The organism is Paenibacillus sp. 7541 (assembly GCF_002276395.1).
In the GTDB taxonomy this organism is placed as follows: Bacteria; Bacillota; Bacilli; order Paenibacillales; family Paenibacillaceae; genus Paenibacillus_AQ; species Paenibacillus_AQ campinasensis.
The window spans coordinates 14,679-39,213 of record NZ_NQLZ01000046.1; the positions used below are offsets into that span (position 1 = coordinate 14,679).

The 24,535-nt window shown below is 52.5% G+C and carries 23 protein-coding genes; 17 read left to right on the forward strand and 6 right to left on the reverse strand.

Going from position 1 to position 24,535, the window contains the following annotated elements; genetic code table 11:
- Nucleotides 1–183: 183 nt before the first annotated feature.
- From CHH75_RS22660 to CHH75_RS22690, 7 genes are all read left to right on the forward strand, one after another.
- Nucleotides 184–1,530, forward strand: coding sequence for a hypothetical protein (locus CHH75_RS22660; protein WP_095399221.1), 1,347 nt, complete (start codon nucleotides 184–186; stop codon nucleotides 1,528–1,530).
- Between the two features lie 201 nt (nucleotides 1,531–1,731).
- A complete protein-coding gene (gene sdaAB / locus CHH75_RS22665) occupies nucleotides 1,732–2,415 on the forward strand; it encodes an L-serine ammonia-lyase, iron-sulfur-dependent subunit beta (RefSeq protein WP_095264520.1) in 684 nt (227 codons plus the stop codon).
- Nucleotides 2,412–3,323, forward strand: a complete 912-nt coding sequence (gene sdaAA, locus CHH75_RS22670) for an L-serine ammonia-lyase, iron-sulfur-dependent, subunit alpha (protein WP_095399222.1) — start codon at nucleotides 2,412–2,414, stop codon at nucleotides 3,321–3,323. The genes sdaAB and sdaAA overlap by 4 nt, the downstream gene beginning before the upstream one ends.
- A 596-nt stretch (nucleotides 3,324–3,919) precedes the next feature.
- The gene (locus CHH75_RS22675; protein WP_095264522.1) at nucleotides 3,920–5,149 is read left to right on the forward strand and encodes a family 8 glycosyl hydrolase; all 1,230 of its coding nucleotides are present in this window, start codon (nucleotides 3,920–3,922) and stop codon (nucleotides 5,147–5,149) included.
- 353 nt (nucleotides 5,150–5,502) lie between these two features.
- Entirely contained in the window at nucleotides 5,503–5,904 is a 402-nt protein-coding gene (locus CHH75_RS22680; protein WP_095399223.1) for a DoxX family protein, read from the forward strand.
- 18 nt (nucleotides 5,905–5,922) lie between these two features.
- Nucleotides 5,923–6,549, forward strand: a complete 627-nt coding sequence (locus tag CHH75_RS22685; RefSeq protein WP_095399224.1) for a nitroreductase family protein — start codon at nucleotides 5,923–5,925, stop codon at nucleotides 6,547–6,549.
- A 213-nt stretch (nucleotides 6,550–6,762) separates the two neighbouring features.
- Nucleotides 6,763–7,896: a hypothetical protein gene (locus CHH75_RS22690; RefSeq protein WP_095399225.1), complete on the forward strand. Its 1,134-nt coding sequence runs from the start codon at nucleotides 6,763–6,765 to the stop codon at nucleotides 7,894–7,896.
- 116 nt (nucleotides 7,897–8,012) lie between these two features.
- Here CHH75_RS22690 and CHH75_RS22695 read toward each other — a convergent pair whose 3' ends face one another.
- From CHH75_RS22695 to CHH75_RS22715, 5 genes are all read right to left on the reverse strand, one after another.
- Nucleotides 8,013–8,456 (reverse strand): DUF6376 family protein, encoded by a 444-nt coding sequence (locus CHH75_RS22695; RefSeq protein ID WP_095264525.1) that lies wholly within the window; start codon nucleotides 8,454–8,456, stop codon nucleotides 8,013–8,015.
- Nucleotides 8,457–8,655: 199 nt separating this feature from the next.
- On the reverse strand, nucleotides 8,656–9,306 hold the full coding sequence (locus CHH75_RS22700) for an amino acid ABC transporter permease (protein ID WP_095264526.1): 651 nt from the start codon (nucleotides 9,304–9,306) through the stop codon (nucleotides 8,656–8,658).
- A 46-nt stretch (nucleotides 9,307–9,352) separates the two neighbouring features.
- The gene (locus CHH75_RS22705) at nucleotides 9,353–9,967 is read right to left on the reverse strand and encodes an amino acid ABC transporter permease (RefSeq protein ID WP_425320434.1); all 615 of its coding nucleotides are present in this window, start codon (nucleotides 9,965–9,967) and stop codon (nucleotides 9,353–9,355) included.
- Between the two features lie 116 nt (nucleotides 9,968–10,083).
- Nucleotides 10,084–10,935: an ABC transporter substrate-binding protein gene (locus tag CHH75_RS22710; protein ID WP_095264528.1), complete on the reverse strand. Its 852-nt coding sequence runs from the start codon at nucleotides 10,933–10,935 to the stop codon at nucleotides 10,084–10,086.
- A gap of 27 nt (nucleotides 10,936–10,962) precedes the next feature.
- Nucleotides 10,963–11,691, reverse strand: coding sequence for an amino acid ABC transporter ATP-binding protein (locus CHH75_RS22715; RefSeq protein WP_095264529.1), 729 nt, complete (start codon nucleotides 11,689–11,691; stop codon nucleotides 10,963–10,965).
- 184 nt (nucleotides 11,692–11,875) lie between these two features.
- Between CHH75_RS22715 and CHH75_RS22720 the strand changes: the two genes are divergently transcribed.
- From CHH75_RS22720 to CHH75_RS22765, 10 genes are all read left to right on the forward strand, one after another.
- A complete protein-coding gene (locus tag CHH75_RS22720) occupies nucleotides 11,876–13,090 on the forward strand; it encodes an acyltransferase (protein WP_095264530.1) in 1,215 nt (404 codons plus the stop codon).
- Nucleotides 13,091–13,117: 27 nt separating this feature from the next.
- Entirely contained in the window at nucleotides 13,118–13,594 is a 477-nt protein-coding gene (locus CHH75_RS22725) for a pyridoxamine 5'-phosphate oxidase family protein (protein WP_095264531.1), read from the forward strand.
- A 303-nt stretch (nucleotides 13,595–13,897) separates the two neighbouring features.
- Nucleotides 13,898–14,098, forward strand: coding sequence for a cold-shock protein CspD (gene cspD / locus CHH75_RS22730; RefSeq protein ID WP_006207896.1), 201 nt, complete (start codon nucleotides 13,898–13,900; stop codon nucleotides 14,096–14,098).
- A gap of 119 nt (nucleotides 14,099–14,217) precedes the next feature.
- A complete protein-coding gene (locus CHH75_RS22735) occupies nucleotides 14,218–14,454 on the forward strand; it encodes a cold-shock protein (protein ID WP_095264532.1) in 237 nt (78 codons plus the stop codon).
- A 274-nt stretch (nucleotides 14,455–14,728) separates the two neighbouring features.
- The gene (locus CHH75_RS22740; protein WP_095399226.1) at nucleotides 14,729–15,949 is read left to right on the forward strand and encodes a multidrug effflux MFS transporter; all 1,221 of its coding nucleotides are present in this window, start codon (nucleotides 14,729–14,731) and stop codon (nucleotides 15,947–15,949) included.
- A 383-nt stretch (nucleotides 15,950–16,332) separates the two neighbouring features.
- Nucleotides 16,333–17,334 carry an ABC transporter permease gene (locus CHH75_RS22745; protein ID WP_095264534.1) on the forward strand — a complete coding sequence of 334 codons (1,002 nt, stop codon included), beginning with the start codon at nucleotides 16,333–16,335 and terminating at the stop codon, nucleotides 17,332–17,334.
- An 18-nt stretch (nucleotides 17,335–17,352) separates the two neighbouring features.
- On the forward strand, nucleotides 17,353–18,234 hold the full coding sequence (locus CHH75_RS22750) for a carbohydrate ABC transporter permease (RefSeq protein ID WP_095264535.1): 882 nt from the start codon (nucleotides 17,353–17,355) through the stop codon (nucleotides 18,232–18,234).
- 110 nt (nucleotides 18,235–18,344) lie between these two features.
- Nucleotides 18,345–20,009, forward strand: a complete 1,665-nt coding sequence (locus CHH75_RS22755) for an extracellular solute-binding protein (protein ID WP_176475642.1) — start codon at nucleotides 18,345–18,347, stop codon at nucleotides 20,007–20,009.
- Between the two features lie 195 nt (nucleotides 20,010–20,204).
- Nucleotides 20,205–22,118 (forward strand): sensor histidine kinase, encoded by a 1,914-nt coding sequence (locus CHH75_RS22760; RefSeq protein ID WP_255223099.1) that lies wholly within the window; start codon nucleotides 20,205–20,207, stop codon nucleotides 22,116–22,118.
- Entirely contained in the window at nucleotides 22,093–23,694 is a 1,602-nt protein-coding gene (locus CHH75_RS22765; protein WP_095399228.1) for a response regulator, read from the forward strand. The genes CHH75_RS22760 and CHH75_RS22765 overlap by 26 nt, the downstream gene beginning before the upstream one ends.
- A 545-nt stretch (nucleotides 23,695–24,239) precedes the next feature.
- Here CHH75_RS22765 and CHH75_RS24965 read toward each other — a convergent pair.
- On the reverse strand, nucleotides 24,240–24,401 hold the full coding sequence (locus tag CHH75_RS24965; RefSeq protein ID WP_176475643.1) for a hypothetical protein: 162 nt from the start codon (nucleotides 24,399–24,401) through the stop codon (nucleotides 24,240–24,242).
- Nucleotides 24,402–24,535: the final 134 nt, after the last annotated feature.

Sequence of the window (24,535 nt, forward strand, 5' to 3'; positions counted from 1 at the left end):
GCGCCGCCTGTTCCTGTTTGAGGGAGGGCGGCGTTTTTTGTCTGAATACAGCAATGAAAAAAACTGACAAAGCTGGTGACGTTGCGAAAATGGCGGGAGCGAGTATGATTTTAGGTATCCGTTCCTGCCTCAGGGGGTGGGCAGACACGCTTGCGGATAAGAGAATGAAGGGGAGTGGAGAGGATGATTGAACATCATCAGTTACCTATTCATCAGATCCGTATTGGCATTTATGGCACCTCAACCATTGTTGATCGCATTATGAAGGTGATAGCTTCCTTCCCCGTCTTTGCTCCGGTTCCGGTCGTTGTTTCGGAGGAGCAGGAAGCTCCTGAGCTGACGGATCGCATGCAAGGAGAAATGGAGGCTATGCTGCTCGCCGATCCGCTCGCTCAGCGCAAGCTGGCGACAGGCGAATGGCTGCCGCTGCCTGTGTATCCCGTCCCGGTGAACGAGGCCGGATTCTACAGGGCGCTGTTCGCTGCCGAGCGCCAGGGGAAGCTCACCGGCGGCATCTCGGTTGACACGATGCCGGAGGGTGTGGTGAGGCAGGTGATGCAGGCGCTGGATCTATCGAATGTTCAGGCAGTGATATACGCTGGACCTGAACGGGAACCCGGGACTAGTGCCCCGGGTGAGCGCATCGCGGATTTCCATCAGGCCTGGTATGACTCGGGAGCATGCTCCGTTGCGTTAACCGGCATTGAGTCAGTAGCCAGAGAGCTGAGCAAGCGCGGCATCCCGCATGAGCGTGTGCTCCCTTCGGACCAGGATATTCAGATGTCGCTGGAGCAGGCCATGCTGTCCGCCGTCTCGCGCCGCAGCAGGGAAGGGCAGATGGTGGTGGGCATGATCCGCATCGACGATTTTGCTGCCCAGGCCTTGAAGCGCAACAACGAGCATGAGGTGCAGAAGCTGAAACTGGATATCCATCGTATGATGCTGGATTATGTGGAGTCGCTGGACGGCTGCCTGAGCCACTTGGGAGGAGACGAGTATATGTTCTTCACCACGCGCAGCGTTTTCAGGCGGGAGACCGGGGGCTATAAAGCAATTCCGCTGGCAAAGGCTGTGAATAAGACCTATGGCATTTCGCTGAGCATCGGCATCGGATTCGGCCATTCCGCGAGCAGCGCGGGCACGAACGCTCGAATCGCGCTTAGCAAGTCGAAGGAGGCTGGCGGCAACGCCTGCTTCATCATCCGGGAGGATCGCACGCTGATCGGGCCGCTGGCGATGGCTGAGCCGGAACGAGACGCGCTGTCCTTCACGGATGCCTCATTCATCAAGCGGGCGGAGGAAGCTGGCATGGCCAGTGCCTATCTAAGCAAGCTGCTGCATCAGCGCGCCCGGTTCGGGAAATATGAATACAAGGTGCACGAGCTGGCTCATCTGCTCGGCATTACGGTCCGCAGCGCGCACCGGCTGCTGCAGCTGTGGTCAGATCATGATCTGGTCGAGATTTCGGGCATTGAGAAGGTACCGCGGGGCAGGCCTCGGCAAATTTTTAAATTTTCGTTTCTGGAGTAGCCTTGAGGACTGCTATGTAGGGAGATCAAGCCGTTTTGTTACCGGGCGATTCACAACGCAGCAGGCAATGTTAATATGATATGACAGAGGCTCTTCTTGGAACAGCGGGACGAGCAGATGATTCGCGCGGTCATCTGGAACAATCGGTGACGGACTGATACAATGAGGGCATATACAGAAAGAAAGCGGGGACAATCGCGTATGCGGTTTAAAGATGTTTTTTCCATAATCGGACCCAGCATGGTGGGACCATCCAGTTCGCATACCGCAGGAGCGGTGCGAATCGGCAGAGCGGCCCGGCGTATATTCGGAGCGTTTCCGGAGGAAGCCGAAATTATATTCTATGGCTCGTTCGCAGAGACGTACAGAGGGCACGGGACCGATCTGGCGGTGGTCGGGGGATTGATGGATTATGATACAGATGATATGCGAATTCGCAGCTCCATTGAGCTGGCGGAGGCGGCAGGGATGAAATTGACCTTTAAAACCGCTCAAAATGTTGCATTCCATCCCAACACCGTGATGCTGAAGCTGAAGGACGGGCAGCGTGAAGATACGATTGCGGGAGCCTCGATCGGCGGCGGCAGTGTGGAGATGCTTCGGGTGAACGGATTTGATGTCAAATTCACGATGAATTATCCGGTGCTGCTTGTATTCCATGATGATGTGCCGGGCATGGTTGCGCATATCGCCCGCATCCTGGAGGGCGGGGGCGTCAATATCGCCTATATGGATGTGGATCGTAAGGGACGCGGCGGAGATGCCATTACGGTGGTCGAGTCCGATGAGGTCGTGCCGGCGAGTCTGATCGCGCATATTGAAGGCCTGGAGAGCGTGCGCCGCGTCGTGTTCGCCGATTTGACATCGAAGGAGGGGCAGTCATGAAGTTTTCTACACTGCAGCAGATCATCGAAATGTGCAGCGCAGATCAGGTGACGATCGGCGAGCTGATGTTGCGCGAGCAGGTGAGAGAGACCGGGAAGAGCCGGGAGGAAACGTTCAAGCAGATGAAGGATTACTATGCGATCATGAAGGAAGCGGTGCATAGAGGAATTCATGAACCGGTTCCATCCCGCAGCGGTCTGACCGGCGGGGATGCCGTCCGTGTTCACGAGTTCATGACCAGCGGCGTTCCGGCACTGGGTGAAGAAGCCTGCACCGCTTTGGCTTACGCCTTGTCCGTTTCCGAGGTGAACGCCTCAATGGGACGCATCGTAGCTACGCCGACAGCCGGCTCTTGCGGCATTATTCCGGGAGTGTTCGTCAGCACGCAGCAGCGCTATGGCTGGGACGATGACGACATGGTGATGGGGCTGTTCAGCGCCGGTGCGATCGGTTATGTCATCGCCAACAATTCCTTCATCTCTGGCGCCGAGGGCGGCTGTCAGGCCGAAGTCGGCTCTGCGATCGGCATGGCGGCCGGGGCGCTCACGGAGCTGAGAGGGGGCACGCCGGAGCAGGCCGTGCATGCGGTCGGCTTGGCGCTGAAGAACTCGCTCGGCCTGATCTGTGATCCGGTGGGCGGTCTGGTCGAAATTCCGTGCATTGTCCGCAACGGCTTCGGCGCCGTGACGGCGCTGGCTGCCTCGGATATGGCGATGGCCGGCGTCCGCAGCGTCATCCCTTCCGATGAAGTGATTGATGTGATGCTGGAGGTGGGGACGGCTATGCCTTTCAAGCATCGCGAGACAGCCAAGGGCGGGCTGGCGCAAACGCCGACAGGGAAGAAGATTTTGCGTGACCTGTACGGCAAGGACGGCAAGCGGGTCAGGGAGAAGGGCGCGAAGCAGTAGAGGAGGCAGCCTTGGTCCACCGACATTGTCTCACCGACACTGTCGCACCGCGTGCAGCTTCCGGTACGCGAAGCCTTGATGCTTGATGTATGAAGGCGGTCGGCTTGACCACGCGGCCCTGAACGAAGTGATCGCGAATATCCGGAATTAACCGTGTGCAGCGATAAGACATCGACTTGGATATACGGCATGAACAGAGGCTTTCCCGATCGGGGAAGCCTTTTTGGCAAGCCTGGATTTATGTGCATAAAGTACGATTTACAAAAATATACAGCTCACGTATACTTGGACTAACCCACCTTATTCACGCATCCGCACCTGAAGATCTGTCATAAAGTCATGTTGTCTCCTCCTAGGCAGCCACCTTCTAACGCTCGTGATTTTACTTCCTAGTATGCAGCAGTCCGTGCTCGGCATTGACAAGCAGACCCGCTGAGCCCAGGCTGAGGCGGCAGTGTAAAGCAAGGCGCGGTTTCCATATCCTGCGTAGAATTAGTCGCTCCGAAAGGAGGCTTGCCCGTACACCAGGCGTTACCGCAGGGGGCGAAGCATGCGCCTGAAGGATCCGAATCGAAAAAACAAAGGAGCGATGATGAATGCGAAATGTTCGAATGTCATTGTTTCACAAATGTGTCTCGATGCTCTGTGTTGTCCTCATGATCACCCCGGCAGGCTTTGCGCTTGGAGCGAACAAGCCTTTCCCGCAGCATACTTCGTATACGAGCGGCTCGATCAAGCCGAATCATGTCACCCAGGCGGCGATGGATGATGCGGTCAGAAGCAAGTGGAACAGCTGGAAAAATTCCTTCCTCAAGCCTGCGGGAACCGGGCAATATTACGTACAGTATAATGCTGCCGGAGAAACGGTGTCCGAGGCGCATGGCTACGGGATGATCCTTACCGTATTGATGGCAGGGGACGACCCGAATGCGAAGACTTATTTTGATGGGCTGTATCGCTACTATCGGGCACATCCGAGCAACAATAACCCGTATTTGATGGCGTGGAAGCAGAACAGCAACTTCCAAAATATCGAAGGCGCGAACTCGGCGACGGATGGCGATATGGATATCGCCTATGCTCTGCTGCTGGCGGACAAGCAGTGGGGCAGCAACGACTCCATCAATTATTTGCAGGCAGCCCGCAACATCATCAATGCGATCATGAGCCATGATGTCAATCAAACGCAGTGGACACTGCGTCTCGGTGACTGGGCAACAAGCGGCAATTACAATACGGCGACGCGACCGTCCGATTTTATGCTGAATCATATGAAGGCATTTCGTCAGGCCACAGGGGATGCGAGATGGGACAATGTGATCAATCAGACGTACAGCATCATCCAATCAATATATAACGGCTACAGCCCGAATACCGGACTGCTTCCGGATTTCGTCGTGCGCTCAGGGGGGAGCTACCAGCCGGCAGGGGCCGGATTCCTGGAGGGGCCAAACGACGGCAACTACTATTACAATTCGGCCCGGGTTCCTTGGCGGATTGCAACCGATTATCTGATGACTGGCGATACAAGAGCACTGCAGCAGCTGAACCAGTTGAACACGTTCATTAAATCAACGACGAATGGCAATCCGGCTAATGTGAGGGCAGGCTATCTGCTGAGCGGAGGAGCGCTTGTTTCCTACAACAGCGGGGCGTTCTATGCACCGTTTGGCGTCAGTGCCATGATCTCTTCCAGCCATCAGGCCTGGCTGAATTCGGTGTGGAGCTATACCGTCAATGCATCAACGGAAGCGTATTATGAAGAGAGCATCAAGCTGTTCTCGCTGATGGTGATGTCAGGCAACTGGTGGACATACGAGGGCTGAGCGAAGCGTCAGTCATTCGACAAAGCTACAAAGCTACAAAGCTACAAAGCTGCGGTACAGCATAGAAGCCGTCTCTTAGGTACAGTAACCCGAGAGACGGCTTTTTTCGTAATTCAGGTTATCCAGAATCTGTTGGGGTGGCCTTTTTTTATTTTTACATAACAGGGTTGACAGCAGTTCTAACTTGCTTTATCTTTGAATAAAGATTAGTAACTAGATAAAAGTTAGTTATTGACGGAAAGGAGTCAGGACGTTGAAGAAGCGTTAGATGCGGGGTGTCAATTTTTTTAAAAATATATCTTTATTTCGAGATAAATACAAAATTATATATTTAATTTAAAGGAGTGTTATAGATGATGGAGCTTGGTTTGTTGATTCTTCGGTTGGTCGTCGGTTTGTCGTTTATGGCGCATGGCGCGCAAAAGCTGTTTGGCTGGTTTGGCGGGTATGGCCCGAAGGGGACTGGCGGCTTCATGGAGTCGCTCGGCCTGAAGCCGGGCGTTGCCGCGGCGGTTGTAGTCGGACTGATGGAACTTCTCGGCGGCTTGCTGTTCACACTCGGTTTCCTGACCGTGCTGGGCTCGATTCTGATCATTATCCCGATGCTGGGAGCGATCGCGAAGGTGCACTGGAGCAACGGTTACTGGGGATCGGCCAACGGTTATGAGATGAATTTGCTTATTATTGCGGTGGCTGTTGCGATTGCTTTAACGGGTGCCGGCGCTTATTCGCTGGATGCGGTCATGTTTAACTAAGGAAAGGGGCGCTCACGGTTGGAATTCACAACATTAATTAAAAATCGCAGATCGTCGAATCTTTTTCTCGAAGGTGTCGACATTCCGGACAGGGATCTTGAAGAAATCTTTCAAGTTGTAAAATATGCCCCCTCCGCGTTTAATTTGCAGCATGCACATTACATCGTGGTCAAAGATGCCGCGGTGAAGAGCAAGGTGTATGAAGCAGCTTTCAAGCAGTATAAAATTCAAAGCGCATCGGCCGTCATCGCGGTGCTCGGGAATCGGGAGGCCTACCGGGATGCAGGCAAAATTCACGAGGGTCTGATGAGCCTCGGTGTCATCGACAAGCAGGAGTACGATATGACGGTGGCTTCCATCCAAAGCTTCTATGAAGAGCGGGGCGAGACGTTTATGCAGGAAGAGGCCATCCGGAATGCAAGCCTGTCGGCGATGATGTTCATGCTCGCAGCTAAAGACAAGGGCTGGGACACCTGCCCGATGATCGGGTTTGACCCGGAAGCTCTGCGTCAGGAACTGAAGATTCCGGACCCTTATGTTCCGGCAATGCTCATTGCCATCGGCAAGGAGAATAGCACCAAGGCGCGTCCGCGCGGATATCGCAAGCCTGTTGCGGAATTTGTGAGCTATAACCAATTTCAATAATTTAGCACTGTCATGACGGTTGTAAGACCACTGTAAATCATGAACAGGCGTTCTGAAGAGGGTGCTGCACGCTGGTAAAGGGCAATTTCTTCGTAAATCGATCAAATTCATAAACAATCCCGCCTTGAATGACGATGATGATTATAGAGGACAGGATCGGACAGTTGGTCCGGTGCTGCAGTGGTTATCGTAACGGTCAAGGAGGGGGAAGGATTGATCAGTCATATAAGAGGAAATTGCCTGGCCAGAGTTGCAGGCCTGCTTCTGCTGCTCATCATTGCTGCCTGCGGCAATTTGGAGAATGCATCTGTACAGGAAACCTCATTGGCAGCTCAGACTGAACAGCCTTCAGCGCATATAGATACGATTAATACACAAGCGCTGGCGAATGAAGAGGAAGGATCGGAAGCGGTTAGTCTTGGGGTATCCGAAGGCGGCTCGGGGGTGCGGGAAGGCCGTGGCGGTGGCAGCCAAGCGAAGCTGAGCGAGCAGGCGGTGGACGTTGTGGCTCAGATGTATGAGGCGCTGGAGGCAGGGAATCAGCCTGCGTATCTCAAGCTGGCGGACATTCCGGAAATGCGCCATTCTCCGGCGAAGACACAGGCACTTTTTGATGAAGCTCGCAAGCGGAAGCCGCATGCTGATCGCTTTAAGCTGCTGGGCAAGCAGGAGCTGGATGAAGAGAGCCGCGAGCTGCTCGATATCACCTATGGCAGTCAGGCTGAAATTGTGCTGGAGGAGCTCAGCCAAGGGGATCGGCACGTGTGGATTGTGACGATATTTCCGGACGGAGCCAAGGTTGTGGACCAGAGCACCATTTACCCGGGGGCCTATGAGTTAGGAAGGAATGCTTCTATCGAAGAGCTGGTTCAGGCAAGCATCCTGAAATTGATTGATGATCGACAATTCCTTGCATCCAAGCATAAAACCCCGTTGTTCACTCCGGTACAGACGGTAGCGCTTATCTACCAGGCTGCGCAGGAGGGGAATGAGGAGGCTTTTTTTGCTGCATGCGGAGGGGAGGAAGGATTCTTTGCAGGCGGCCGTGCAGGGGATATGCTGGAATTCAACCAGTGGATGAGCAAGTTCGGCAGTGTCCTGTCTTTTCCGATCCAGGAGCTGGCCCGCACCCATCTGAACGCCGAGTATACCGCAGAGTATGACGGGCGTTTTGGGCCGGACTGGCATTTTGTAGCCGCAATGGATCCGGATGATCGGTATGCGCACCGCGGGACGTACTGGATTCTGACCCCGAACAACGATGCCACTCGCTATGTGGTGAGAGAAGCCTTTACAACAGAGCTGGATCCTTTCTTGAACGATGCTTTCAAAGCGCAGTTAAGGTAGAGCAGCTGAATAACATATCCCGAATGAAAAAGAGGCTCCGATCCGCTGATAAGGCTGGTTCGGGGCCTCTTCTTGTTATATCCAGGACATCCAGCTGGCGGCTGCGTCTCCTCTGTTTATGGCTGCAGGTTTTCCAGCAAGTTCATCGTTTCATTGATTTTATCGATCGTCTGCATGATTCCGGAATTCTGGAACTCGGTAACGCCGTTCTGAATCTGTTCCATATAGCCGTTAATATCTGTTAACAGTGTATCATTCAAGCTGGTCAGCTGCTCATGGATACTCTGGGCGAGTGCAGGGGCTTCCAGCCCATTGAACTCGGCGATGCGGTTTTTCATCTGTTCCAGCTCCTGCGTGAGCGCCTCCTTCGCCTGTGGATCCGTTGCGGCTTGTCGGGCTAAATCGGGCAAGGACTGGGCAAATTGGGATGCTTCATTGATATAAGTGCCGGCCTCATTGGTATAATCAAGCGATTCGTTGACCGTGTCCAGGACATTACAGCCGGATAAGACGGCAACGATGCATGCGACCCATAATCCATTCATCCATTTACGCAACATGATAGACCTCCTGTCTTTCTGGATTGTGCGTTCTTCCTTAATACGTATTACCCGCGATGAAGGTTTATCTTTTTTTTATGATCGCGTTAGCGCTATTCTAACAGATCGGGCGGATAATAAAAAACCCCCTCTCGTGCTCGGGAGAGACGGGAGGGGATTCGTTGGTACTGATTCAATTGTAAGTAGGATGCTCCTTTGATCAGGTCTGTCTGGCTTCAAGCCGTTTCGCGACCAGAGACAGCGAGTAATTGACGGTGAAATAGAGTAATGAAGCAAAGATAAGTGCTGGAATGACGTAAGCGAAGCTTGAGCCGCTCAATACTTGCACGTTCCGCATTAGCTCCGGAAGTGAGATGATCACTGCCAGCGATGTGTCTTTGATCAGGGCGATAAACTGGCTGACCATCGGCGGCGACATGCGGCGCAGGCCCAGCGGCAGAATGATATGCCTGAGGGTCTGCATATAACTTAACCCTGAAGCCCGGGCCGCTTCCACCTGGCCTTTGTCCACAGATGAGAGACCACTGCGTACGATTTCGGCAATCATTGCGCCTTCAAATATGCTAAGCCCAACGACGGCGGCCCAAAATACGGGGAGCCGTAGCCCTGTTTGTGGAAGAACAATCCCGATAAAAAAGATGATTAGCAAAAGCGGCAGGTTGCGGATGGTATCTACGATAAAAGCGATGACTGTCGACAGCACAGGAATGCGGGCATAACGTATCGTGCCCAGCACCACGCCGAGAATAAAGCTGAACACAATCGCAAGCCCGGCAACCTGCAGCGTCATCCAGAAGCCCTGCAGCAGAAAGCGCAGATTGGGCCAGGAATAAGCACCGGCAAAATCCAACTCGCCCCACCTCCTCTGTTGTCATTTCATGAATGGACTATTTGATTCATGCATTGCTGCGGGCAAAGCGGCGTTCCATATAATGAACCGCCATGCTAAGCGGTACGGTAAGTACAAGATAGAACAGAGCGACAAACGTATAGACCGGGATCGGCAGGAACGTGTCCGAACTGATCAGGTCGGCATAGTACATGAGGTCAAGCCCTGCTACGACGCCGAGAATGGCAGAGTTCTTCACCAGGTTAATCATCTGGTTGCCTACTGCGGGCAGCACTACCTTAACTGCTTGCGGCAGGACGACATGCCACATGCTCTGCACATAACTCAGCCCGGAGGAGCGGGCAGCCTCGGTCTGTCCCTTGGGCACGGCCTGGATGCCAGCCCGAATGGCTTCCGCAATGAACGAGGAGGTATACACCATCAGGCCGATCGTGCCGGAAGAGAATCCGTCCAGCGGAATGCCTAGAGAAGGCAAGCCGAGAAAGAAGAAAAAGACGACAACCAAAAGTGGAATATTCCGTAAAAACTCGACATAGGCCGCTCCGAACACATTCAGCCAGCGATAGGGCGAAATGCGTAAAATCGCGATGATCGTGCCGATGATCAGACTTCCGATCAGGGCAAGAAGGCTTGCCAGCACGGTCTGACCGAATCCTTGCATGTAGCGGTCCCAATGGTCAAACAGCACGCTGGAATCCCATATGACCAATCACATTCACCTCCTGTTGCTCTAAGTTTGCGGTGTTATATCGGTATTCGGTGATACCATCCCGTCGTTTATTCGGGTTTTACACCCATCCACTGCTCATACAGTCGGTCGTATTCGCCGCTTTCCTTCATCTCGCTCAGCAGCTCATTCACGACGTTAACGAACTCGGTCTCGCCTTTCTTAATCGCCATGCCGTACGGTTCATCGGTGAAATTGCCGCCAACAAGATGATAGTTCGGGTCTTGCTGCTGCATGCCGAGCAGAATGGCGTTATCGGTCGTGAGCGCATCCCCTTGACCGGCTCGCAGGGCTGTAAAGGCATCCTGATAATTCTCAAATTCCAGCACCTGGGCATCCGGCGCTTTCTCTCGGATGTTCTGCGCGGAAGTCGAGCCTTTAACAGCGAGCACCTTCGTATCTTTATTCAGACTTTCCAGTCCGGTGATCGGACTGTCCACCTTGACGAGCAAGGATTGGCCCGCTTCAAAATAGACATCGCTGAAATCCACCTGCTGCTTGCGTTCATCCGTAATGGTCATCGTGGCGATGATGATGTCGATCTCACCGCTTTGCAGGAGCGGGATGCGCGTCTTGGAAGTGACCTCCCGCAGCTCGATCTTCGTTTCATCACCCAGAATTTTTTTGGCCAGCGCTTTGGCAATGTCGATATCGAAGCCCTCAACATTGCCGGTAGCCGGATCCTGGAGGCCGAATAGCTTGGTATCATATTTCACCCCGGCAATCAGCTTATCGCGTTCCTTGATCGCCGCGAGCGTTGCGCCGCCGGCTTCGGAGGAGCTTCCTCCTTCGGATGCGTTGCCTCCCGTAGCGTTGTTGCCGCATGCGGCAAGCACGAGAATGAAGATGAGTGACAGCATAGCTACACTCTGCTTGAATGTTCTTGTAAATCCGTTCTTCATGTATAAGTCCCCCTTGAAATAGGATGATTAATGATGAAGCAAACGACTTAGGAACGTGCGGGCTCTCTCTTCCTTCGGTTGTTTGAAGAAGTCTTCGGATGTGGCATCCTCGACGATCCGTCCCTCATCCATGAATATGACGCGGTCGGCCGCTTCCTTGGCAAAGCCCATTTCATGCGTAACAATCACCATCGTCATCCCTTGATGGGCCAGTGAGCGCATCACATCCAGCACCTCGCCGATCATTTCCGGATCAAGGGCGGAGGTCGGCTCGTCAAACAACATAATTTTCGGGTTCATCGTTAATCCGCGGGCAATCGCCACTCTCTGCTGCTGTCCGCCGGACAGCTGGGAAGGATAGCTGTCGGCCTTGTCGCCAATGCCGACCCGGTTCAGGTAGGTCATGGCTTTCTCCCTGGCCTCTGCATTGGACATTCCAAGCACTTTGACAGGGGCGAGAATGATGTTATCGATGACTTTTTTGTGAGGATACAGATTGAAGTGCTGGAACACCATTCCGATTTCCCGGCGGAAACGATTGATGTCGATCTTCTTGTTGTGGAGGGGGACGCCATTGACAACCAGTTCTCCGTCGGTTATCGTCTCGAGCCGGTTGATGCAGCGAAGCAGCGTGCTTTTGCCGGAGCCTGAGGGGCCGACAATGACGACCACTTCTCCCTGGCGAATCGTCAGGTTGATCTCCTTCAGTACATGAAAACTGCCAAAATACTTGTTGACATGCTTAAACTCAATCAGTCAGAATCGCCTCCTAAAATATGTTAGTTTAGCGTCACCTATGTGTGAGCTTCATTAATATGGAGGTGTTAACCTTATTAAACAAATATGGTTAACCCTGTCTGTACCATACCAATTTCAGATAAATTTAGCAAGAGTTTAGGGGTTTGATGTATAATACATGTCATGAAGGTAGGGGAGAAGGATGGAGAAACGAGCGAAACTGCATGAACTCGATATGGTTCGTGGCATGGCTATTATGGGGGTTATGATGGTTCATGCGACTTCTTTTGCCACGGTCCAGATGCGGGGCGACCGCTTTTTTGGGCTATATAACTTTTTAAACATTTTTTCCAAAGTTGGAACCACAACGTTTATTTTTTTGAGCAGCTTTGTGCTGTTCTACAACTACTTCCGCCGTCCGCTGGACAAGGAGGTTTTTGTCCGGTTTTACCGCAATCGGCTGATGTATATCCTGGTGCCGTATGTGTTGTTTTCGGTGCTGTTTTTTATATTGACCTGGGCAGACAGGGGGCTGGAGTGGAAGGCTGCGGCGATGCTTCAAGACTTCTGGCCTAAACTGCTGACGGGCAAAGCCTACACGCATTTGTATTTTATCTTCATTAATATACAGTTCTACCTTCTGTTTCCAGTTATTCTCCTGTTGCTAAGACGCTATCGGTGGGCGGCAGCATGGAGCGTATGGATCGGGATAGCGCTGCAGTGGCTGTTCTATACAGCCAATGACGCATGGTGGGATGTGACGAACCGGAACAGCTGGTCCTTGTCTTTTCTGTCCTACTATTTTCTCGGGGCTTGGCTTGGCATTTACTTTGATCGTATTCAAATATGGCTGCAGGATACCCGGGATGCGGCCCGGCCGTGGCTCCGGCAGCTTGGCTGGGCGGCGCTGTGGATGGCCTGGCTGGCTGCAGGCATAACCCATGTTGTACTTCGATATCGGGAACGCCTCTATGAGATGGCGTATCATCCGCTGCTGTTTGACGCGTTCTGGAATGTGCATACGCTGGCTACGGCGCTTGTGATGGTGCAGACAGCGCTCTGGCTGCGAGATGTCAGCACCTGGTGGGGCAAAGGGCTTCGCTGGCTTGGCGTTTATTCGTTTGGCGTTTATCTTGTTCATCCGCTCGTCCTGTTCGTCTATCGCAAATTTCCTCCGGTATCGGAGCAGTCCTGGATTCAGCTTGGCTGGTATGCAGGAGGATTGGTTAGTGCGGTGGGCATCTCCGCTCTGCTTGTCTATGGGATGAGCCATATGGGAAGATGGACATGGGCGCTGTTCGGCCGGCTGCCTGGCAACACCCGTCCTCGCGGCAGGGACAATGCACCTGGATCAGGGGCACCAGTCCCCGAGACGCCGGTTCCGGACGGAAGCAGCACGAGCACGCTGCAAGGATAACTGCATGATGAAGGGAGTGTGGACGGAATGAGCGAGAACAAGGAGCTGCCGCAAGGACTGTGCGAGTGGCTGAACGGCCGGGATCTGGAATCCAAGTCAGATACCGCGATGGTGCTGCTCACGGTGACGGAGGATGGATGGCCGCATACGGCGATGATCAGTGCGGGCGAGGTCATTGCGCTGGATAGAGGCCGCCTTCGTCTGGCTTTGTGGCCGGGGACGGTGACGGCCGGCAATATGAAGCGGACCGGGCAGGCGACGCTGGTTACCGTTCATGATGGTGCGGTCCACTCCATTCGGCTCCGGGTCAAGGCGCTCCCTGACGTCGAGGGGGCACGCCATCCACGCCAGCGTTTTGCAGCCGACGTTGTCCATGTGCGCGAGGACCGGGCGAAGTATGCCGAGGTGCTGAGCGGGGTCACCTTCCGGCTCCATGACCCTGCCGAAGTGCTCAAGCGGTGGAGCGAGACGATTGCGGAGCTGCGGGAAGAGGAGGCGCGTTAAGCGCTCTGGAATTTTTCCTTCCCATGAACCTCCTTGCTTGTCATAAAATTGGGACAATCGGTATATACTTAGTTATAGGAAGCGGCCTTGAGGCGGCTTCGAAAAAAAGAATATCGAAAATGAAGTGCCGAGTGTTTGCTATCGGACATAAACTGTGGTAATATAGGAATATCGAAATCGACCTGAATTCACATATTGTAGAGGGTTGTCATTTCCGGTAACCTTGTGCAATATGTGAATTTTTTTATTCCGTCTGTGAAGAAAAAAGGTCATATAAATATAGTTTAAAGGAGGACATATCCCATGCAAACAGGAACTGTTAAATGGTTCAATGCAGAGAAAGGCTTCGGTTTTATCGAGGTTGAAGGCGGTAACGATGTATTCGTTCACTTCAGCGCGATTCAAGGCGACGGCTTCAAAACGCTGGACGAAGGCCAACGCGTTGAGTTCAACATTGTTGAAGGCAACCGTGGACCACAAGCTGAGAACGTTGTAAAGCTGTAATGATATGAGGTTGGGCTGCTCTTAATGTGCGACATTAAGAGCAGTCTTTCTTTTATTTGCATCCGCAAAAAAAACGCTGGGGACGATTGTTTAACCAGACAAGGAATGGAGGAGCGCTCATGTATTCACGTAAAAATTCAATGGAAAGTATTCCAGAGGAATTAACGGAGGTTTGGTCATGCACACAGGATGATTGCAAAGGATGGATGCGTGATGACTTCGCGTTTGAAGTGGAGCCTGTGTGTCACCTGTGCCAATCCCCCATGATCAAGGAAACAAGAACTCTGCCCTTGCTTGTCAACACGAACAAACAACAGAAATCCCTTGGAAAAGGGATTCAGATCGAGCGTAAATAGCATAGCCGCCAATGCGTACTACAAGCGGACATCGCGTTACGAAATCACGTTAACGAAATCGCGCTGATCCCAGAGTTCCGGATGACCTCGGAGCTCTGGAGGAGCGCGTCATAGCGGGCGGGTTGTCATATTGATGACAGCTCGCTTTTTTTTGATGGGAGCCGGCATGAAAGACCGGAGATGACAGATGCCTATGGAGATGAACGTACAGCAAGAGCTGTGTCCGAAAGGTTAAGCTGTTAAAATACTCATCCGCTGAATGAAAGGGGAAGACATGGAACCAACAATCATCACGAATAAAGAAGCTCTCCCTGCACCCAAGCAGAGGAAGCTGTGGATCGTTTTCTTGCTCGGAAGCCTGTCAGCGTTCGGGCCTTTGTCGCTGGATATGTATTTGCCGGCCCTTCCCAAGCTGGCCGACGATCTGAATACGACCGTTTCACTGGCTCAGATGAGTTTGACCGCCTGCATGCTGGGACTTGCGCTGGGCCAACTGCTCGCAGGCCCCTTGAGCGATGTGAAGGGAAGACGGGGCCCCTTGCTCGTGGGACTGATGGTCTACACCGTAACATCGGTGCTGTGTGTGTTCACGAGCAGCATCTGGGTGTTCCTGCTGCTTCGGTTTATTCAGGGACTGGCGGGCGCTGCGGGAATTGTCCTCTCACGCGCGATGGCAAGGGATATGTATGAAGGGACGGAACTGACCAAATTCTTCTCCATGCTCATGCTTGTCAATGGAGCAGCGCCGATACTAGCTCCGATTCTCGGCGCGCAGGTGCTGCTGTTTGCGGATTGGCCGATCGTATTCATCGTGCTGGGCGTTTATGGGCTTCTGATGCTCGTATGTGTAATTGCCGGACTGAAGGAGACACTGTCTCCCGAACGCCGCTCGACGGGCGGAATCCAGGCGACGCTCAAGACGTTTGGCAATCTGATGAAGGATCGGGTGTTTATGGGCTATGCCTTGACCCAGGGCTTCATTATGGCGGGGATGTTTGCCTATATTTCAGGCTCGCCATTCGTGCTGCAGGATATTTATGGCGTATCACCGCAGATGTTCAGTTTGATTTTTGCCTTGAACGCGTTCGGCATTATTGCTGCTGCCCAAGTGACCGGACGGCTTGCCGGCAGAGTCGATGAAGCGAAGATGTTCCCGGCCGGGGTGACGCTGGCCACCATCGGCGGGGTGCTGCTGCTTGGTGCGCTGGCTGTTGGAGGCGAGCTGTACCTGGTGCTGCCGCCGCTGTTCCTGGCCATAGCAAGCGCCGGCATTGTCAGCACTTCCGGTATGGCACTGGCGCTGCGCAACCACGGACATAATGCCGGCAGCGCATCTGCGCTGCTCGGACTGTTAACGTTCATTATCGGCGGTATGGCTGCTCCCCTCGTCGGCTTGGGCGGGAAATCGACGGCATTGCCGCTTGGCATCGTGATTGCTGCCTGTGAGCTGGGGGCGGTTCTCTGCTACTTGGGCATGGTGCGGCGGAAGCGATAATCCGGTTTAACCCGATATAAGGATAGTGTGCATATAGGAAACCCCGATCGCCTGGCTGCTGATCGGGGTTTGTTCGTCTGTTTGTTTATGACCTGCACACGGCGCTTCGGCGTTCGGATGTTCGGCAGATGAAGAATTTAGGCCTGATGACATGGCTGTTGGTGCAAGGGCCGAGCCGAAGTGAGCTGCAACGGACAGCATACGATGCTTTTTGACAAGCACCAGGAGAGCGGTCATATGGACCAAATTCCTATAACCCGAAAAAGCGATCCCTAATACGAAATCTGAAACCTTACATAAAGGGTGAAGGGAGTATAAAATCAAAGTACACATCAACATTGTAAGGGTTTACATTCGACAGTGCTCACCTGGAGGTTAGAATTATGCAGAACACACCACAAGCTGGGGCTTTACCCGACATCAGCATCGATCCGGCGGCCAAGCCGGGGCCAAGTCCGGAGGACAAGCGGCAGGCCAGAAAGCAGTGGCTCAAGAAGCTGTACAGTCAGCGCCACCTGCAGATTATGGCGCTGCTTGGTGTCGCTTGGATGTTCGTCTTCAACTATATTCCGATGTACGGGATTATCATCGCTTTCAAAGAATTCAATATCATCAAATCCATTAGCGAAGCCCCGTGGGTTGGCCTGGATCACTTCAGGGAGTTTTTCTCCAACGATGATTTTGCGGTGGTCATGAAGAATACACTGGGCATCAGCTTGCTCAAGTTGTTCATTGGATTTCCGCTGCCGATCATCTTTGCGCTCTTCTTGAACGAAGTCCGATCGGTACGCTACAAGCGAACGATTCAAACGATATCGTATCTGCCGCACTTCCTGTCCTGGGTTATTCTCGGGGGGATCCTGATCACCTGGCTGTCCGACGTCGGGGTGATCAATAAATTGCTGCTGACGCTGAACCTGATTAACGAGCCGATCACGTATCTGGCGGAACCGCAATATTTCTGGGGCATTGTCATCGCCTCGGATATATGGAAAGAGCTCGGCTGGTCGGCGATCATCTACCTGGCGGCCATTGCGAGTGTGTCGCCGGAGATGTATGAGGCAGCGACGATTGATGGAGCTGGCCGCTTCCAGAAGATGTGGTACATTACACTTCCGAGCATCAAGGCGACGATCTCGATTCTGTTCATTCTCGCCATTGGCGGTGTGCTTAACTCCAACTTCGATCAGATTCTCGTGCTCCGCAATCCGCTCAATGAAAGCGCGAGCAACGTTATCGACATTTTTGTATATCACACAGGGCTTCAGAACGGGCGATACTCCTACGCGCAGGCGGTCGCATTGTTTAAATCGGTGATTGCCATCATTCTGCTCCTGATCGCGAATCGCGTCACCAAGAAGCTGAACGACACATCGCTATTCTAGGGAAGGGGAGTGCCTTGTATGTTTAAACGAAAAACAAAAGGCGAAGCGGTTTTTGACCTATTTAACAACTTCGGCATGCTGATTGTGTGCTTTATCACCATCTATCCGATCTGGTACGTGCTTGTGAATGCCTTTAACGAAGGGCAGGATGCGATGCGCGGGGGCATCTATTGGTGGCCCCGGGTGTTCAGCCTGGAGAACTTCGAGGCTGTATTCCAGAGCTCCGGCATTATGACGGCGATGGGAGTGACTGTCGCCAAGACGGTAATCGGCGTTGTGGTGCACGTGCTGTTCACCGCGATGGTCGCGTACGCCTTCTCCCGCAGAGGGCTGATCTTTGGCAAGTTTTACATTTTGATGGGGACGGTCACGCTCTTCTTTGGCGGCGGATTGATTCCGACCTACCTGCTGATTCGGGATTTGAATATGCTTGACAGCTTTATGGTATATATCATTCCGGCCATGTTCAGCTTCTTCGATCTCATAATCTTCATGACCTTCTTCCGGGATATTCCCGATGGTCTTGAGGAAGCAGCGAGAATTGACGGGGCCAACGACTGGTCGATCTTCTTCCGGGTTGTGCTGCCGGTATCGATGCCGGTTGTCGCGACGATCGCGCTGTTCCACGGCGTGTATCAATGGAATGATTACTTTACCGGTGTCATTTATATCAACAATGCCGACTTGCAGCCGATACAGACCTATCTGTACAAGGTTGTTGCCCAGTCAAGCTCCAACCAGATGATGGCTCAGGTTCCGGGCGGTGTGGCCAAGACGGTCACCTCGCAGTCGATCAAGCTGGCTACGATGGTTGTAACCACACTGCCGATTGTGTTTGTATATCCATTCCTGCAGCGATATTTTGTCAAAGGCATGATGATTGGCTCAATCAAGGGCTAATGGATCCGGCGATTGCCGGGGCTGTCCGCTTCAGTAAATGCTGCAAGTGGACAGCGCATGTCTTGACATGATATAAATAATAATTTTAATACAAGAAAAGGGGAAAAAACATGAGCAAGATGCTTAAGCCAAAAAGCCTTCTGTTGTTGATGTTTGCGCTTGTGATGGCCTTTACGACGGCATGTTCGTCGGGTGGCGGCACAACCGCTTCCGAGAAAGAGCCAGAAGCGCCGGCAAACGACGTACAGCTGACTGAAGATCAGCCGGGCTGGCAAGTCGACACTTCACCGATTACATTTGACTGGTATATTAACTTCGCCTGGTTCCCTAGCAAATGGGGTGAGGACATCACTTCCCAATACGTGACGGAGAAGACGGGCGTCAACATTAACTTCATCGTACCGGCTGGTAATGAAGCCGAGAAGATGAATACGATGATTGCATCCGGCAGCCTGCCTGACTTTATTACCCTCGGCTGGTATGAGGACGCGGTTAAGAAGATGATTGAAGGGGATCTGGTATTGCCACTGAACGAGCTGGCCGAGCAGTATGACCCTTACTTCTTCAAAGCAACAGATCCGGCGAAGGTATCCTGGTATACGCAGGAGGACGGCAACATTTACGGCTATCCGAATGCTTCCTCCTCGCCGAAGGATTACGAGAAATTTGGCGACAATATTACGTCCAACCAGACGTTCCTTGTCCGCAAGGACATGTACGAGGCGATTGGCAGCCCGGATATGCGCACACCGGAAGGATTTTTGAAAGCGCTTGAGGATGCCAAGAAGATGTTCCCAGAGGTTAACGGTCAGCCGCTGATTCCGCTTGGTCTGCATGACTTCCATGATAAAGGAAACAGCTCGCTCGAAGGTTACCTGCAAAACTTCCTGGCCATCCCTTATGATGAGAACGGCCAGCTGTTCGATCGCATTACTCACCCAGATTATGTGAAATGGCTGAAGACGCTCCGTCAAGCGAATGAAAAAGGACTGCTGTCCAAAGACATTTTCGTAGATAAGCGTCCGCAGATGGAAGAGAAGATCGCTCAAGGCCGCTACTTCGCTATGCTGTTCCAGCGCAGCGACATGGCAGCTCAGCAGAACGTTCTGTATGCTAATGACCCGAATTCCGTATATATTGCTGTAGACGGTCCGGCTAACTCCAACCTGGATCAACCAACGCTGTCGGGTCCTTCGATCTCCGGCTGGACCGTAACGCTGATCTCCAAGGATGTTAAGGATAAGGCACGTGCCATCCGCTTCTTGAGCTACCTGATCTCGGAAGAAGGACAACGTGACACGTACCTGGGTAAAAAAGGCGTAACTTGGGATACCATCGACGGCAAGGATCAGTTCCTGCCTGAGATTGCCGAGCTGCTGAACAGCGACCGCAGCACTTTTGACAAGGAATATGGCGCATCCCACACGTTCTGGATGATGATGGACAACAACATGACTGTAGATTGGGCTCCGCCTGCCGTAGAGCCGTTCAAGCAGATGGAAGACTGGACACGCGGCAAAGCGCAAAGCTTCTCCCAATTCGACCTGATTGATCCAGATGGCAGCAGTGAAGAGGGAATTATCAATGATAAAGTGCTGATCGAGTGGGGCAAGGCGCTGCCGAAACTGCTGCTCGCTTCATCCGAGGCTGAGTTTGATAAGATCTGGGGTGACTTCCTGGCGAAGCGCGATTCCCTGGGCTACGCCAAGGTACAAGAATATAGACAGAAGAAGTATGAAGAGAATGTGCAGAAGCTGGAGGAATTCCTTCAGTAATCCCTCTCCCCGTGGGAATGCAATAGGAAATTAACGGCTGCAAGGTACCTCGTGTCCGAATAAAATCGGATAAGGGGTGCCTTTTGCCGCGTGAAGAGCTATGATAGTGATGTTATCACGTATCGGCGGGTCTTACTTGCCGGTAGAAGTCCAAGAAACAACAGGAAGTGACCCGTCATGAATCGTATAGCGTCAATGGTTGAAGATTTTCGATATTGGTTCGGGCGCAGATCGATGCAAAGCCGCCTGGTGGCCACGTATATTGTCATTCTTTTGATTCCTAGCATCATCGTGTCGAATTACTTCTTTACCCAGATTCAGGACACGTATATCAGCGATGCGCTGAATCAGAATTCGTTTCTGCTGGAAATGGAAAAAATCAATATGCTAAGCCAGATTGAAGCGATGGAAGTGGCGGCGCTGCTAGCGGTTTCAGATTCGGCCATCAAGGAATACCTGAAGACCGATGACGAGCTTGAACCGGCTGGCCTGATTGATCTGGCACGAGGGCCGATCAAGGATATCGAGCGAATCCAGACAAATAATCCGAATATTTTGCATTTGCGACTGCATACGAACAATCCGTTTGTGATGGAGATCTGGCCGGTGATTTTTCAGGAGCGGCGCATTATTCAGGAGCAGTGGTATGCCGATGCCAAGAAGCTGGATGGGCGAGAGATGTGGGTGTTCAATCATCGGGACCCGGATCTGCTGCGCCGGAATGCAACCGACGTGTTCGAGGAGCGGCCGAAAGTATCGCTCATTCGCGAGATGGACATCGGGGCGTACTCCGGTATTCTCCAGGTTGATATGCTTATGATGCATTTTGCTCCGAAAATGTTCGCTGGCATCTACGATGAGGGCTCTCAGATGGCGATTGTGGACCGGGAGGGCCGGTTGTTCATGGACCGCAACCAGTCGTTTATGGCGAATAATGAAGCGCTTCAGCAGGAAGTATTGTCACAATTAGCCATGTTGAAGGAGCAGGCCGAGGAGAACGAGGAGCGCAAGGATATCGTCCATACCCGGTTTGTGGTGGAGGGAGAACCGTATCTGCTGATCACCACGTCTCTTGAACGTCTTCAGGCGGATGTGCTCAACGTGGTGTCTTTGGAGGGGGCGCTTGATCAGGTGTCCGGGGCGCAGAAGCAGATTATTACCGCATTTGTCATTCTGATCGGTGTGCTCTCAGTCATTACGTATTTCATGAATACGTTTATTCTGAAAAATCTGCGTCGATTAACGGAGACGATGAAGCGTGTCAGAAGGGGTGAGGTGGAATCCCGAATCGATATTCGCGGCGGCGGAGAAATCGGGGAGCTGGCCCATCATTTCAACAAGCTGATCCATACCATTCACGAGCTGATCGCCCAGGGCGTTCGCAAGCAGGCTGTGACTAAGGAAGCGGAGCTGCGCACGCTTCATAGCCAAATCGACTCTCATTTTCTGTATAATACACTAGAAAATATTAAGATGCTGGCGGAGATCGAGGGTCAGCGGACGATATCAGATGCATTGACTTCCCTTGGAGGGATGATGCGCTATAACTTTAAATGGTCAGGTGAGTACGTCAAGCTGAAGGATGAGATCCAGCACATACGCAATTATATTGATGTGATGAACATCCGTTTCGACGAGCCGATCCGGCTCGAGCTGTGCATTCCATCAGAGTTCATGGAGCTGGAAATGCTGAAGATGTCGCTGCAACCGATCGTGGAAAACGCAGTGAAGCATGCATGGCCAGGTATTGAGGACGGAGAGCGCAAGATTAAGATCGAGGTCGTGGCCTGGCAGGAGGATGAGATCACCATATATGTGACCGATAACGGGATCGGAATTGAGCCGTATCGGCTTGGCCGCCTGAACGAGAATATCCGGATGTCGGAGTTTCATGAGCTGCCGCAGGCGGGATATGCCCGCAGTGATCAACGGACAGAGGGCATAGGTCTGCGAAATGTTCATCAGCGTATCCAGCTCTTTTATGGCAAAGAATACGGTCTTGACGTAAGCAGCGAGGAAGGGCAGTACACCATGGTCACCATCACGTTTCCAAAGGTGTTAATTTCAAGAGGGGGCATAATAGATGAGAAGTCTGATGATCGTGGATGACGAGCGTAATATCCGGTACGGACTGAAGACGATGATCGAAAGAGAATTTCCGGACATGTATGATATCCGTATGGCCGCTCATGGACGAGAGGCTGTGGGGATTTACCAGGAACATGCGGCAGATATTGTCATAACGGATATTCGTATGCCTGTGATGGACGGAATCGAGCTGATTAAGTCCCTGGCTGATATGGAGAGCGGAAGCGGGCGAGGGATAAGGCCGATTGTGATTATTCTGAGCGGATATGATGATTTTGAGTATGCGAAGGCTGCAATCCAGTATCAAGTCAAGGATTATTTGCTGAAGCCGATCCGGAGGGATGAGCTGTTTGCCGCTCTCCGAAAGTCGGAGGAAGCGCTGAGCCGACAGGCGGATATGACCAAGAAAGTGGCGGAAAGCGAAATGTATCTGCAGCAGCTTCGAATCGAGCGTCTGAAAGAGCTGCTGGAGCTTCCGGAAGGTCAGGAGATGAATGAGGAGAACGGTGAGGGAGCGATTGGATTCGATGCCTTTACGAAGCCGTTCTGGGTCGCCGTGATGAAATACAAGTATATGGATGGCACTGTTATGAATCGGGATGAATTGAAGCAGTTGGTGGAGAACCTGCATGACGGATCGCTAGGCAAGGTAAATGCTTGTTTCCATAACGGAGCCGGAAGAGTTGTCATGGTTGGCAGCTCCATGGAGATGTTCGAGGAGTTGTCCCGGACGTTTGCAGTAAGAGAGCTGGACGGACTGTTCCTGGGGATCAGCAGGGAAGGACGGGAGTATACGGACATTCGGAAATGTTACAGAGAGGCGTTTACAGCGCTGAGCTATACGTTTATCTATCCGAATATCCGGCTGATGAAGCATAAGGACATTGAGGGGCAGCGCCGCAGCTATCCGGTGCCGGAAGAGGGAATACGCAGATTGGGCAACCTGCTGGGCACGGAGCGAGAGCGCGATCTGAAGGTTCTGCTGTCGGAAATTTTTCACATAGAGGATATGCCGAATGTGGACATCGAGTATTTGGAGCGGGTGAGCCGGCGGATCAATGAACAAGTATTTGACGAGGTGTTCCGCAAGTATGGGGAGTCGCTGGTCGAGGTGCTCAAGCTGTACCGCAGAGTCGGCACGATGGACAACTTCCGTCATTTCCATGACTACTATCGCAATCTGGAGTTTCTGCTGCTGGGGGTGAATGATTACATTAAAGGCGTTCGCACCGCCCACAGCGAGCATTCGGAGATTAAAGCGGCGATAACCTTCATGGAGGAAAACTACCATAAGCCGCTCAATATGGCGATGGTGAGCAATCATGTATCTTTGAATTATTCGTATTTCAGCGAGGCGTTCAAGAATCATACAGGGGAGAACTTTGTGGTCTACCTGAAGAAGCTGCGAATCGCTAAGGCCAAGGAGCTGCTGGAGAAAGAATCGATGAAGACGATGGATATCGGCAAGGCGGTCGGCTTCGAGAATTCCAAGCAATTCTCCCGCGTGTTCAAGGAGCTGGAGGGCATTTCCCCGCATGAGTACCGGTTGAAGCTGCAGATCGAAGCGAGCTTGAACAGCGATTCGGACTGCAGCTAGGACATTCCCCTGCAGCTTATCAGGCCTTGGGAACCATGTTGATGTTCTGGGAAGGAAAGCAAAGGAAGGAGCCTTGCGGCACACACACCCACGCCTTAAATAGTATGGAGAAGAAGCAGTCCTCTCTTCATTGGGGGGCTGCTTTTTGCCATCTTGATGCGTGTTTGTTGCCTTTCCGTACCTCCCTAGCATCATTATCCCTTTTGTTCAGGAAGGTAGCTGCCTGATCAAAGGGGATAATGATGCTAAGCCCACGGTAAAGCGAGTCCGTGCTTCGGCCACGACCGCACGATTGCACGGGGCCCGCATGAACCCCGTCGACCGCACGATTGCCACGGCCCGCATGGACCCCGTCGACCGCACGATTGCACGGCCCGCATGGACCCCGTCGACCGCACGACTGCATGGCCTGCATGAACCCCGTTGACCGCACGATTGCACCGACTGCACGGCTAACGCTAAGGTCCAATAGAAAACGCGTGCCTGAGAGGCACGCGCTGCATAGTGGAGTAAACGTATCTTTCGTCAAACGACAAGTCTCTATCTTATTGCCCAGCTGTAGCGGCGGACTCCATGCAGGACAGGTTCATCGTCATTTTGCGGGTGATTTCCTTCTGCCATTTCTCATCGCCAAGCTGAATCGCCAGATTCAACAGGTCCAGGTAATCGTCAATCTGCAGAGAACTACGCTTAAAAGTGGTTTTCATCGGGCATCCGGCTCTCCTTTTATATAAACTCGCAGTCAAGGGGGCACGTTCTCAGTGCTTTCTCACTTGTCCGGTAATGATAATCATTATCATATAACTACCTTCATTATAACGACTTCCCGGTCAAATGCAAG

Excerpts from the sequence above, each read along its gene's own strand:
- CHH75_RS22660 (WP_095399221.1), top strand. The coding sequence starts at position 184 with ATGATTGAACATCATCAGTTACCTATTCATCAGATCCGTATTGGCATT.
- sdaAB (WP_095264520.1), top strand. The coding sequence starts at position 1,732 with ATGCGGTTTAAAGATGTTTTTTCCATAATCGGACCCAGCATGGTGGGA.
- sdaAA (WP_095399222.1), top strand. The coding sequence starts at position 2,412 with ATGAAGTTTTCTACACTGCAGCAGATCATCGAAATGTGCAGCGCAGAT.
- CHH75_RS22675 (WP_095264522.1), top strand. The coding sequence starts at position 3,920 with ATGCGAAATGTTCGAATGTCATTGTTTCACAAATGTGTCTCGATGCTC.
- CHH75_RS22680 (WP_095399223.1), top strand. The coding sequence starts at position 5,503 with ATGATGGAGCTTGGTTTGTTGATTCTTCGGTTGGTCGTCGGTTTGTCG.
- CHH75_RS22695 (WP_095264525.1), bottom strand. The coding sequence starts at position 8,456 with ATGTTGCGTAAATGGATGAATGGATTATGGGTCGCATGCATCGTTGCC.
- CHH75_RS22705 (WP_425320434.1), bottom strand. The coding sequence starts at position 9,967 with ATGCAAGGATTCGGTCAGACCGTGCTGGCAAGCCTTCTTGCCCTGATC.
- CHH75_RS22710 (WP_095264528.1), bottom strand. The coding sequence starts at position 10,935 with ATGAAGAACGGATTTACAAGAACATTCAAGCAGAGTGTAGCTATGCTG.
- CHH75_RS22720 (WP_095264530.1), top strand. The coding sequence starts at position 11,876 with ATGGAGAAACGAGCGAAACTGCATGAACTCGATATGGTTCGTGGCATG.
- CHH75_RS22725 (WP_095264531.1), top strand. The coding sequence starts at position 13,118 with ATGAGCGAGAACAAGGAGCTGCCGCAAGGACTGTGCGAGTGGCTGAAC.
- cspD (WP_006207896.1), top strand. The coding sequence starts at position 13,898 with ATGCAAACAGGAACTGTTAAATGGTTCAATGCAGAGAAAGGCTTCGGT.
- CHH75_RS22735 (WP_095264532.1), top strand. The coding sequence starts at position 14,218 with ATGTATTCACGTAAAAATTCAATGGAAAGTATTCCAGAGGAATTAACG.
- CHH75_RS22740 (WP_095399226.1), top strand. The coding sequence starts at position 14,729 with ATGGAACCAACAATCATCACGAATAAAGAAGCTCTCCCTGCACCCAAG.
- CHH75_RS22745 (WP_095264534.1), top strand. The coding sequence starts at position 16,333 with ATGCAGAACACACCACAAGCTGGGGCTTTACCCGACATCAGCATCGAT.
- CHH75_RS22750 (WP_095264535.1), top strand. The coding sequence starts at position 17,353 with ATGTTTAAACGAAAAACAAAAGGCGAAGCGGTTTTTGACCTATTTAAC.
- CHH75_RS22755 (WP_176475642.1), top strand. The coding sequence starts at position 18,345 with ATGAGCAAGATGCTTAAGCCAAAAAGCCTTCTGTTGTTGATGTTTGCG.
- CHH75_RS22760 (WP_255223099.1), top strand. The coding sequence starts at position 20,205 with ATGGTTGAAGATTTTCGATATTGGTTCGGGCGCAGATCGATGCAAAGC.
- CHH75_RS22765 (WP_095399228.1), top strand. The coding sequence starts at position 22,093 with ATGAGAAGTCTGATGATCGTGGATGACGAGCGTAATATCCGGTACGGA.
- CHH75_RS24965 (WP_176475643.1), bottom strand. The coding sequence starts at position 24,401 with ATGAAAACCACTTTTAAGCGTAGTTCTCTGCAGATTGACGATTACCTG.